The organism is Bradyrhizobium sp. UFLA05-109 (genome assembly GCF_054185165.1).
Map to the genome: position 1 here is coordinate 138,095 of NZ_JBBIAR010000016.1, position 9,759 is coordinate 147,853.

Here is a 9,759-nt window from a genome sequence, read left to right on the forward strand (position 1 = left end):
GGAAGCGAATGCGATGCAAGAGAAATCGCCATGAAGGATCTGAACGACAAGGAGGTAGGAGACACAGAAACCCTGCTTTGTCACCTAGGTCGTGCGCCGGCCGAACATGCCGGGATGGTGAATGTGCCGATCTACCGCGGCTCCACTATTGTTTCGGAGACCTTGGACGATTGGGATATCCGCAACAAAGACACTCCGAGCTACGGTCGCTTTGGCTCGCCCCTGTCTCGCGCGCTTGAAGCGGCCGTTTGTAAGCTAGAGGGTGGCTTCCGTTCGATTCTCTTCCCATCAGGGCAATCTGCTTGCACTCACTCGCTACTGGCCTGTCTGAAGGCGGGCGATGCTGTTCTGATCAGCGACGGCGTATACGCGCCTGTGAGAGCCTTCGCGGACACCGTTCTTGCGAGACTGCAGATCGAAGCACAGTATTTTTGTCCAACGTGCCCGTCAGAATTGGCAGCAAAGATCAACGCAAATACACGGGCCATCTATCTGGAATCGCCGTCGTCCATGACCTTCGAGGTTCAAGATGTGCCAGCGCTCGTGGCCATTGCACATCCGTCGGGCGCGCTTGTGATCCTGGACAATACGTGGGCGACACCTCTGTATTTCAGACCATTTGAGCATGGGGTCGATATATCGATCCATGCCGCGACGAAGTATATCGTTGGCCATTCCGATGCATTTCTTGGCGTTGCAACTGCGAATGAAGCGGCATGGCCTGCACTGAAGTCTACCGCGCACCATTTCGGTGAAATTGGCGGACCCGATGACATTTATCTGGCTCTCCGGGGACTGCGCAGTCTGGCTTTGCGCATGAAGCGGCATTGGGAAAATGGCGTTACTCTAGCGCAAAGCCTGCAGACGCATCCAGCTGTCGACCGAGTATTGCACCCGGCCCTTCCCAACGATCCGGGCCATATCATTTGGAAGCGGGATTTTCTGGGCGCCAGTGGACTCTTTGGGATTGTTCTGAAGCCCATGTCACGGGAACAGCTTTCGGTTCTCTTCAGTAGCCTGCGCCTCTTTGGTATTGGTCTATCGTGGGGCGGGTACGAAAGTCTCGCTCTGCTTGTCGAGCCACCAAAGCGAATGGAAGCCTCGCACGCGTTCGCAGGACCACTGGTTCGCATACATGCGGGCCTGGAGAGCCCCCACGATTTAATCGCGGACATGGACGCGGCACTGAACGCCGCCTGCAACGCTGCAACTGATGGCATTGTGCGCCCGGAAATGGATGAACTGGTCAGTCAATGCCAAGTAGTCAGTTAGCTGGGCTCTAACCTTAAGCAGTGTCTCGATGGCGCCAGGAGGCTGCCGCGCTGATTCTCAGTGAGGCACGAACGCCTCGTCCATGAAAACGGCAATGCGCGACAGAACGGCTTCTCTCAGCACAGAGGTTTGTCCTGGCAAGATCAATGACTTCATCGGTCCGGCCATTCACAATTGCCTTAAGCTGCATCGTCGCCCGTCTGGTCGCTGATTGCTTCAGCGACCTGTTGAAGGTGGATGATTTGGCTACCTGGCTTGATCTCGGCTAGCCTGTCCAGCTGTTTGCGGGTCCGGGCATAGTGTTGTTGTGCTTTCTTGAGACGCTCATCATTGGACTTGGAAGAGAGCTAAGTCCGCCAGAGTTGCGCGAACGTCACCAACCACCGGGAGGTCGACAGCCGCCCGGCGACCTAGATGTTCCGGACGTATATCAACTTGTGCAATCCGTACGCTGCCTCCCCTGAGGATAGAACTGGCGATAGGGGAAATCGCTTCTAAGGATAAAAAGAACGTCGCAGTCGGCCATGGCGTAATAGCCCGAGGAAAGGCCGATCAGCCCCGTCATGCCGACATGGTAAGGATTGTCCCACTCCACGTACTCTTTGCCCCGCAGAGCATGCACGATCGGTGACTTCAGCCGCTCGCCGAGCGCCAGCAGTTCATAAAAGAACGGTCACCCGCTGAGCTCTGTTCAACGTATCGGCCAGGACATCGAGTTCGGCAACCTTCGGCGAGGTCACCGGCAGCGGAGGCCGCAACCCAGCGAGCTTGGGCCGCATCTTATCGGCCGCAGGACGAAGCGCGACATCACCAGGAATGACGACAACGGAACCGCCGCGATTTCCCACGGCCTCGCGGATGGCTGCCTCAAGGATGGGTGGTATCTGATTGGCGCCAGAGACCAGCTCACAATAGTGGCTACACTCTCTAAAAATGATTTCGGGGTGGCTTTCCTGAAAGTACGACACACCGATCCCTGCCGGGGGAATGTGTGCCGCGATCGCTTCAAACAGGCCGTTGATGAGATGGAGATTGCCTGGCCCGCAGCTTCTGGCACAGAGGCGAGGTCGCCGGTCAGATGTGCCGCGGCACCGTCCGCGAAGGCAGCCACTTCCGCGTGCCGGACAAGAATCCAGTCGATGCGTCCGTGTCGGCGGATCGCATCGGTAGGGCCATTCAGGCTATCCCCAACGATTCCATAGATGCGCTTGAAGCAAGAATGTGGGCAGAACTGATCTGCGACAGACTGCGCCATGACTCACGTCTCGTCCGAGAAATTAGCTTTGCGATGCGTGACCACCTCGCAAAACACAACTACGGCGCAGCGCGATATCGCGTAAATGAATTATTCGACTGCAATTCAGTCGCTACCGGAATGATCGTCGCCGCGCGTGCAAGCCACCAGATCTAGCCAGGCCCTTGCGGCATGCGACAGATAAGCACCGCGGCGCCAAATCATTGCAATGTGCCAGTCCATATCGGCTTCGTCGAGTGGCACCCGAGCGATCGACAGATGCTTGCGTTGTTCCGCGATCATCCGTGGCAGAAAAGCGGCCCCCATACCCGTCGCAGCAAGCTCGACGATAAAATCAATCTGGCTGCTACGCGCGACAACTCGCGGCTCGAAGCCGTGCCGCTGACAAGCATCCAAAATCACGCGGTTCAATGCAAATCCAGTTTCAAAAAGAATGAGCGGTAGCTCCCGCAATGCCGAAAGATCAAGGGATCGGCACCCCGAAAGCGCGTGGTTCACCGATAGCACAACTGTAAGGGGCTCGCGCTTGACGTCCTGCCATTCAAAGCCTTCTGACACGGGGAGCAGCGAGGCCGCGAGCTCGATCTCGCCCGACAGCAAAACCTCCTCAAGCCGCTCGCTTCCGTACTCCACGAGCCGGATATCGACGCCTGGATATCGTTCGCGGTAGATCGCAAACAGCTTTGCGAACAGAGTGCCGCTACCCACCGGTGGCAGACCGAGCTTGAGAACGCCGCATTCAAGGCCACGCAGATCGCCCAGTTCTGATATCAGATCGTCGCGCTCCATCAGGATCCTGGTCGCACGGCGGTAAACAATTTCGCCGGCAGCGGTGAGCTTGCTGCGATGGCCGATCCGATCAAGTAGCGGCACACCAATCTCGTCCTCGAGCTGCCTGACTGCCTTGCTGACCGTGGACTGGGTTGCGAATACGACTTTGCCGGCCTTGGAAAACCCGCCTTGTCGTACGACCTCCACGAAAGCACGTAGTGTCCGAAGCTCCATGTGAATTCCAAAACCGAATAGACTCTAGTCGATCAATTCATTCGAGAGAAAGCGCGAGCTTACGTCCGACTCTGCGTGTCGAAAATTAATTCTCGGGTTCTTGCTCGTTTAGGCGGCTTTTCTCTTCCGGACGAGTTGTCTTACATATTGGTCATACTCTTGCAGTTTGCGAGGTCGTGATGGGCTCGACCAGCTGCAGGATGTCGACGTGTCGCAGCGTGGTTCTATGTTGACGCCGACCCAAGACGGACACGCGGCTCAATTTTGCGCTAGTAGCAGCATTCTCTTTGAATGCAATCGGAATCCGGGGAGCGGGCCCGGCGGCTGAACTTCCGCCGATGATCTCTCTGCGCACCCTCTCTGAACGGCGCAGCGTTGAGGCGGTGCCGAACAAGGCTGTACGGTTTTCTGGATTTGGTGGTGAGGTCGAGCGGTGTTGTATACCGCCCTGTGTTTCAGGCAAAGAATCTGTGTTGCATGCCTGAGCGTGTCGAATGCTCGAAAACTGCCCAGTGCTCAGGCGCTTTCGTCAAAATGACCGAAGAATGGGGAGGGATGAGAGGAGCGATGAATCATCCCACGGTTTGCACATCGATGGCCCCCGGTGTTGCGCCGCATTTTCCTTCTGCTGTGTTCATTGACTAGGAAAAGTCCATTCGATGAACAGGAAAAAGCAAGTCGTATTGCGTTTGCACTCTTTCATCGCGCTAGCGCGCATCCATGTTGCACCGAGCAACAGATCGACTTGTGTTTGGTCGTGCGCCGCAGGTCGGTCGTTTTTTTGCCCTACCGCAGCCAAATGCCCTTGCAAGGAGCCGGGCCACCGACGCGATGTTTGACAGGAGAGACAGTGAAAGTGTTGCAGGTACGAAGCGGTGTCTTCGATCCAGAAGATCTTTCCTTGCTGGGAGGGATCTTTGATGAGGCGGTGGCGGCGTTACCGGCGAGTATGCGAACTCCCATCAACCGAACGGAGATCGCCAAGCTTGTGCTTGGACGCACAGCTGCTGGTCAGGCCGAATTGGTCCTCCTAAAGCAGCTGATGGTAGCCATTGCTTCTGCCGTTTAGTTCAACAGAGGTTCAATGCTTCCTTGGATGAGCCCATGACGACGTCATCGGACGACAGGTCAACAGTGCGGTCACGTGCGTCTTGCATGTCACGTCCGCCTTATGAGGCGCTCCCCGGAAGGCGAAGTTCGCTATTTCGAGCGAAAAGTTGGCAACAAGATCTGCGCGCCGTCAAAACCGCTTGAACCTCACGTGACGTTAGGTTGTAGGTTTGAAAACTGAGCAACATGACCAGACCTACATCATTCAGGCGTCGTTGGCGACGCATCGGTGAACTTGCAGAGGCGACCGGAGTTACGGTGCGCACTCTGCGTCACTATGAGCAAACGGGATTGCTCGCTGCCTCGCAGCGCACGGACGGTGGTCACCGCATCTATGACTGTGAAAGCGTTAGAAGGGTGTATCACATTCTGGCGCTTCGCGAGCTCGGGTTCTCTCTTCAAGAGGTACGGAGAGCGATGGACGGCAGAACGCCGCTTCCTGACCTCTTGAGCGAGCAATTGGAGCGCGCGGAGATTCAGGTCGCGCGTGCAACCAAGTTACGCGATCGTTTGCGCAACATCACGAAGAATACGGAATCGGATGTCGGTGTAGACGAATTGCCTGCTCGCCTTGACGCGATGTCACGAGAGAGCTTTGCTCAAACGCGCCGGCGGACTCGGGCTGTCGATGACGTGGATCGATAGCCGTGGTGGCAGAAGGAACGAGTGAATTGCGCGGTCGTCGGTCAGACGACGCGACGTTCGAATGTGAGCGCCGACGACGACAGGGTGGTGCAGCGCGCAAAGCAGCCAACATCAGGGGCTTCAAATGGCGTTCCTTCGCATGAGTTCAGCTGCCGGTGCAGCGCTCCTTGCTTTCGTATTGGTCTCGGCCGCCTCCGCTGACGATGTTTTCGTTGCAGTGGCCGGACCTATGACAGGCAGCAATGCTGCGGTCGGTGCTCAGATGCGTTACGGTGCAAGTGTGGCTGTGGATGATTTGAATTCTTCCGGATTGCTCCCCGCATACAAGATCAGACTGACTGTTGCCGACGACGCTTGTGATCCAAAGCAAGCCGTGGCGGTAGCCAATCGCCTGGCGGCGGACCAGGTTCGGTTGGTTGTTGGCCACTATTGTTCGTCCTCCTCAATTCCCGCTTCCGACGTTTACGCTGAAGCGGGAATTATTCAGATTTCGCCCGGATCGACCAATCCTCGGCTGACCGAGCGAGGTCTCAACACGGTTTTTCGGATCTGTGGCCGTGACGACCAGCAAGGCTTAGTGGCCGCCGATTATATCTTGCGACACTATTCCAAGAGCAAGATTGCCGTCCTTGACGACAAGAGCACAGCTGGCAAGGGCATTGCAGATGTCGTTGCGTCCCGTCTTCATGATGCGGGCCTGCAGAACATTATGCGGCAAAGCTATATGGCCGGCGAAAAAGATTACACCGCGCTAGTTTCCAGGATGAGGAGAGACGGAATCGAAATCGCGTATATCGGTGGTTACTACGCGGAAATAGGCTTGATTGTACGCCAAGCCGCAGACGCACAAGCGCGGCTTACGGTCGTGGCTAACGATCCGCTGATGACGGGCGAATTCGGCGCGATTGCGAGCAGTGCTGCAAATGGCACTCTCTTCACATTCATGCCAGATGCAACCAAAAACGCGGAGGCGGCGGACGTCGTAGCCAGATTGAGGGCAACAAAACGACCCGCGGAAGGCTACACGCTTTACGCGTACGCTGCAGTGCAGGCGTGGGCTCATGCGGTAAAGCGCGCTGGTTCCTTCAACGCTTTGCGCGTGGCGAAGGCGCTTCGTTCGCAAGAAGCCGAGACCGTGATTGGGCACGTGCGGTTTGATGGGAAAGGCGACAATGCGTCTTCCGGTTTCGTGGTTAATCGCTGGCGCGACAACGCGATCGAGAGGGCGGAATAGATCAGATCGCGGTTGACACACCAGAGATCTGAATATCAACCAGCCGGCCCCCCCCATTTGGCCTGTCGGTCGCACCCGATAGAGTTGCGCGGAGGGTGGGAGTCCGAGTCTAAAGGCAAATGAAAGCAGATCGAAAAATGTTGATGCGATCAACCTGGCCGGTGGCATCAGGGAGAGGAACGATGAATGGTCCTGCTACTTGAGGAAAAATTGTGCCGAGAAGAGCCGACCATAGGAATCACTGGCGACGGAAAGCTGCATCGAATTGCGACTTTCACTGTCACCTAGCCAACATTCCATTGGGCGATCGAAGCTCATACGAACCGCGATTGTCATTCCGAAGCATCTACAGGTGTGTCTCTACCTAACGAAGAGTGGTTTGGAAGATGGCCTAGGCGTGTCTTCGAACCGGCGAGAGGAGAGGCCAGGCGCCCTGCCTCCTGCAACAAAACATCACGCATCCATATGCTTGCTGGATCAGTATTGTGGAGAGAAGGCCATTGGACGGCCTCGGTGAAGCCCGGAAGCGGTAGCGGGAGTTTAGTGATCCGCAGTGGCATCGTCTTGGCGAAATACTTCACGAGCGTCAGGGGCATCGTCGCTATTCGGTTGGTTCCAAGTAGCATGGGAGGGATCATGCTAAAGCTTTGCACGACGACCTCGATGCGTCTCTTGATGCCGTGCTCTTGCATAAACCATTCGTCTATGGATGGCACTCGAGTGCGCCCAAACTTCACCGCAACATGCCCCATCGACATGTACATCTCGAATGTAAGCTCCCGCGATAGCTGCTTGTTCGAGCGGCAGCCGACGCACACGAGTGTCTCGTCAAAAAGGGCCGCCTTGGGGTGAGCGTCCGACATGTACAACTCGGGCACGATAAGAAAATCGATTTCGGCGCGTTGGAGAGGGTGGTCGAACGGATCCGCAAGAGGCATCAACTCGAATCTGACCCCGGGGGCATCTCGTGCGACACGCTCCACGACATGACGGAACCACACGACGGTCGCAAAGTCAGACAGGCTGATCTTAAAGCGCCGTTCAGAGTCACTCGGTTTGAACGTGTCTCTGCTGGTAATGGAGAACTGGATATGAACGAGAGCCTCGCGAGTTGGAGCGGCGAGGGCTTCCGCACGTGGAGTTGGAATAAGCTCGCGGCCCTTCATCGCAAAGAGGTCATCTTTGAAATACGCGCGTAGGCGGCCAACCGCCGCGCTCATGGCCGGCTGGCTCAAGTTGATGCTGCGTGCTGCTGCCGTGAGGTTACGCTCAGTCATCAGAGCATCGAGCGCGACGAGAAGATTAAGATCAAGTCCTCGGAAACGCATTGTCACCTATCCGCAGTGTAGATGTTTCTCATCCAAAGAATCGATTTTACCAGTTCGCTCAGGGCCGGTTAGGAAATCTCCAGCCCCTGAGCAAAGGGGTAGGTTTCGGAGAAGCACAGCGTGGCACCGCAGATCGCAAAGATTGGTGATGGAGTTTCGTCAGCGGTTGTGCACAGCAGCTTAGCTCGGCGTCCGTCATTGTATTGTCACATCCGAATACATTGCATCGATTCCAGTGTTAACGAATCAAGCGAGCAATCGCCGAGCGCACAGGCGGCGAGCCGTCATCCGCGCTTTGAAAAAACAAATGAGCGGCAAAAAGGTCGTCGCGTGCATCAGGGTCAGTGCCAGATATTGAACGAAGCAAATGAAGCCGCGGCTAACACCGTCGTATCCCGCTTTCCGTGCCCGCGATCAGCACATTTGCTGTGCGGCCAGAGGAGCGTGACGTCGCCTGCAGCGGAGTCGCAGCTCCTTCGCCCGTTGGAGGCAGTTTCTACAATGCCGTCGTCTCCGATGGCAACTGCACGTCGCTCAACAATGCGGCCAGGAGCGTGGTTTAAACCATCGTATAGGCTCCGCATACCATTCAATGGAAGGCGTCTACCTCGATATGATTGGGTAACTGGGTGGCCCTTCGCTAGCTTGAGTCCCACACACCGCCGTCGCGGAGGATGCGAGACAGTAGACAGAGCACGACCTGTAACAGAGCCGACCGCTACTCGCCTGGAGACGACGGCGATAATGAGCCGCGGCACACACAAAATCTGGATTATCCAAAATGGACAGCTCCTCGCGCGACACGATCTAAACGCCGTCCACAAGCCAACATCACCCCCAATTCGCTGACGACACCATCGAACGAGCATCGTCCCAGCGCCCGTCGCTCGCCCGATGCGTGCCTCAGGAACGCAGCAAGAAGCAGGAGAGTCTTTCATGCGCCCTCAGCTCCAGTGGAGGACGTGCTGGGAAAATGACTTACAGATTGCCGACCACGTCGAACTCTCCGAGTTTTTTCGAAAAGCTTACGGTCCGACCGGGGCGTTTAACGCACAACCGTTTGAAGGCAATCGAAGCTGGGCCGGCGCGAGACCTGAGCTCCGTGTAGTTGGCTACGATGATCGCGGCGTGGCGGCTCATATCGGCGCGCTGCGGCGGTTCATCAAGGTCGGCGAAATCGATCTGTTGGTGGCTGAACTTGGACTGTACGCGGTACGCCCGGATCTCGAGGGACTCGGAATCTCGCATTCTATGCGCGTGATGTATCCCGTGCTGCAGCAGCTTGGCGTTCCCTTCGGATTCGGCACGGTTCGACATGAACTCGAAAAGCATATCTTTAGGCTGCTCGGCCTCCCGGGTTTGGCGACAATTATTCCGGGCATTCGCGTGCGGTCCACCCTTCCAGATATCTATACCAACCTGCCACCAACTCGCATCGATGACGCACTGCTCGTAGTGTTCCCTATAGCGCGGTCGATGAGCGAGTGGCCCACCGGTACAATCATCGAGCGTAATGGGCCAGAGCTGTGAAACACGCCAGTTGCTCCTTCGAAGCGCAGAGCAAGCGCACCAGCGATACCGTCCGCCGCAGCGTCTATTTGACGTTTGACGACGGGCCTAATCCATTTTGCACGCCGGATATTCTCGATGTGCTGGCGGAATACCGCGCGCCGGCGACGTTCTGCGTCATCGGCACGTACGCGGCGAATGAGCCGAAGTTAATCCGACGGATGATCGCGGAAGGGCACGAGGTCGCGAACCACACGATGACGCATCCGGATCTATCTAGATGCGAGCCAGACGAAGTGCAGTGTGAAATAGTGACCGCGAGTAGCGCCATCAGGAGCGCATGCCCTCAGGCCTCGGTGCGACGCGTGCGCGCGCCGTATGGCATTTGGACCGAAGCAGTG

Annotated in this window: 10 protein-coding genes; 6 read left to right on the top strand and 4 right to left on the bottom strand. The window is 56.7% G+C overall.

Annotated features, from left to right (window positions below; translation table 11 throughout):
• Positions 1-30 precede the first annotated feature (30 nt).
• Entirely contained in the window at positions 31-1,272 is a 1,242-nt protein-coding gene (gene metC, locus Q3C01_RS14375; RefSeq protein WP_458145973.1) for a cystathionine beta-lyase, read from the top strand.
• 430 nt (positions 1,273-1,702) lie between these two features.
• Here metC and Q3C01_RS14380 read toward each other — a convergent pair whose 3' ends face one another.
• The 3 genes from Q3C01_RS14380 to Q3C01_RS14390 form a co-directional block, all read right to left on the bottom strand.
• A complete protein-coding gene (locus Q3C01_RS14380; protein ID WP_458145974.1) occupies positions 1,703-1,894 on the bottom strand; it encodes a hypothetical protein in 192 nt (63 codons plus the stop codon).
• Between the two features lie 37 nt (positions 1,895-1,931).
• A complete protein-coding gene (locus Q3C01_RS14385; protein ID WP_458145975.1) occupies positions 1,932-2,240 on the bottom strand; it encodes a hypothetical protein in 309 nt (102 codons plus the stop codon).
• A gap of 392 nt (positions 2,241-2,632) precedes the next feature.
• Positions 2,633-3,532, bottom strand: a complete 900-nt coding sequence (locus Q3C01_RS14390) for a LysR family transcriptional regulator (RefSeq protein WP_458145976.1) — start codon at positions 3,530-3,532, stop codon at positions 2,633-2,635.
• An 850-nt stretch (positions 3,533-4,382) separates the two neighbouring features.
• On the opposite strand from Q3C01_RS14390, the gene Q3C01_RS14395 reads away from it, so the two are divergent.
• From Q3C01_RS14395 to Q3C01_RS14405, 3 genes are all read left to right on the top strand, one after another.
• Entirely contained in the window at positions 4,383-4,601 is a 219-nt protein-coding gene (locus tag Q3C01_RS14395; protein WP_458145977.1) for a hypothetical protein, read from the top strand.
• Positions 4,602-4,828: 227 nt separating this feature from the next.
• Entirely contained in the window at positions 4,829-5,287 is a 459-nt protein-coding gene (locus Q3C01_RS14400; protein ID WP_458145978.1) for a MerR family transcriptional regulator, read from the top strand.
• A gap of 124 nt (positions 5,288-5,411) precedes the next feature.
• On the top strand, positions 5,412-6,521 hold the full coding sequence (locus Q3C01_RS14405; RefSeq protein WP_458145979.1) for a branched-chain amino acid ABC transporter substrate-binding protein: 1,110 nt from the start codon (positions 5,412-5,414) through the stop codon (positions 6,519-6,521).
• A 332-nt stretch (positions 6,522-6,853) separates the two neighbouring features.
• Here the strand turns inward: Q3C01_RS14405 and Q3C01_RS14410 are convergent, their stop codons facing one another.
• Positions 6,854-7,849 carry a LysR family transcriptional regulator gene (locus Q3C01_RS14410; protein WP_458145980.1) on the bottom strand — a complete coding sequence of 332 codons (996 nt, stop codon included), beginning with the start codon at positions 7,847-7,849 and terminating at the stop codon, positions 6,854-6,856.
• 936 nt (positions 7,850-8,785) lie between these two features.
• Between Q3C01_RS14410 and Q3C01_RS14415 the strand changes: the two genes are divergently transcribed.
• Together Q3C01_RS14415 and Q3C01_RS14420 are read left to right on the top strand one after the other, a co-directional pair.
• On the top strand, positions 8,786-9,379 hold the full coding sequence (locus Q3C01_RS14415; RefSeq protein WP_458145981.1) for a NodA family N-acyltransferase: 594 nt from the start codon (positions 8,786-8,788) through the stop codon (positions 9,377-9,379).
• Positions 9,376-9,759, top strand: a 384-nt coding sequence (locus tag Q3C01_RS14420) for a polysaccharide deacetylase family protein (protein WP_458145982.1), incomplete at its 3' end; no start/stop codon positions are given. The genes Q3C01_RS14415 and Q3C01_RS14420, both read left to right, overlap by 4 nt.

Excerpts from the sequence above, each read along its gene's own strand:
- Q3C01_RS14400 (WP_458145978.1), top strand. The coding sequence starts at position 4,829 with ATGACCAGACCTACATCATTCAGGCGTCGTTGGCGACGCATCGGTGAA.
- Q3C01_RS14405 (WP_458145979.1), top strand. The coding sequence starts at position 5,412 with ATGGCGTTCCTTCGCATGAGTTCAGCTGCCGGTGCAGCGCTCCTTGCT.
- Q3C01_RS14390 (WP_458145976.1), bottom strand. The coding sequence starts at position 3,532 with ATGGAGCTTCGGACACTACGTGCTTTCGTGGAGGTCGTACGACAAGGC.
- metC (WP_458145973.1), top strand. The coding sequence starts at position 31 with ATGAAGGATCTGAACGACAAGGAGGTAGGAGACACAGAAACCCTGCTT.
- Q3C01_RS14410 (WP_458145980.1), bottom strand. The coding sequence starts at position 7,849 with ATGCGTTTCCGAGGACTTGATCTTAATCTTCTCGTCGCGCTCGATGCT.
- Q3C01_RS14415 (WP_458145981.1), top strand. The coding sequence starts at position 8,786 with ATGCGCCCTCAGCTCCAGTGGAGGACGTGCTGGGAAAATGACTTACAG.